Source organism: Empedobacter sp. R750, from assembly GCF_030324345.1.
Lineage (GTDB): Bacteria > Bacteroidota > Bacteroidia > Flavobacteriales > Weeksellaceae > Empedobacter > Empedobacter falsenii_C.
The window spans coordinates 1-1,011 of the sequence record NZ_JACAGF010000051.1; the positions used below are offsets into that span (position 1 = coordinate 1).

Here is a 1,011-nt window from a genome sequence, read left to right on the forward strand (position 1 = left end):
ACGAGAAAGAAGAGAAAATGAAAGCCGACCGCATAACATCACCTATACGCAAGCAGGGGGTTCGTGCTTCGTAAGACAGGAAAGTGGTAAATTTGAAGTTCAGTTCTTCGTAGGAAGTTCAGTGGTTAAAATCCCTGCCTGCGTATAGCTGAGAACCGTTATCTGCAAGCATATCCAACATTCCGCATAAATGACACAAAATCAAAATAATAACATAAATTCAAACGAAAACTCAAAATTAATTCTTATGAAAAAAATCTTATTTTTAGCAATTAGCGGAATTTTCCTTTTTTCCTGCAACCAAAAAAATGAAGCAAAATCTACAGAAGTAGAAAAAGAAGCAAAAGTTGAAACTAAAAATTTTGATTGGTTACTTGGAGAATGGAAAAGAAATAACGAAGAAAAAGGAAAAGAAACTTTTGAAAATTGGAAAAAAGTTAATGATTCTGAATACAACGGAATTGGATTTACTTTAAAAAATAAAGACACTTTATCGAAAGAAGAAATGAAAATCTTCGAAAACAATGGAGAATGGAATTTAATAGTAAAAACTCGTGATGAAAAAGAGCCGACTAAATTCAAAATGTCTGAATTAAAAAGTGATAAATTTGTTTGCGTAAATGACACAATTGATTTTCCTAAAAGAATTGAATACTGGAGAAATGGAGAAAAAATCAACGCTACAGTTTCGGGAGGAGATCTAAAAATTCCATTTGAATTTGAAAGAATAAAGTAAAAAAATGCCTGCAGATAACATAGTATTTGCAAAAGGCGGGGTTGAATATATAATAGAAAAACTTGATGCATTTAGTCGCAACTTGCTTTTCATATTGTATTTTTTTGTAATTTAACAATCTGAAAAAGCAATTTGCTTCGTTCGGTCGAAATTGAACTTTCAGTTAAATTTAGCCCGCCCTTCGCAAATACTTTTTCCGTTACCTGCTATGTTACGAGCGACCGTCCACAACGACACGGTTTGACCGATTGATAACCGACATTTGCAGAACTAAC

1 protein-coding gene is annotated in these 1,011 nt (G+C 32.8%); it reads left to right on the plus strand.

All coding sequences use genetic code 11. The features are described from left to right. Positions 1-247: 247 nt before the first annotated feature. A complete protein-coding gene (locus tag HXZ74_RS17120; RefSeq protein ID WP_286476513.1) occupies positions 248-736 on the plus strand; it encodes a DUF6265 family protein in 489 nt (162 codons plus the stop codon). Positions 737-1,011 lie beyond the last annotated feature (275 nt).

Bases quoted from the DNA above. Each gene is read 5' to 3' on its own strand.
- HXZ74_RS17120 (WP_286476513.1), top strand. From the start codon at position 248: ATGAAAAAAATCTTATTTTTAGCAATTAGCGGAATTTTCCTTTTTTCC.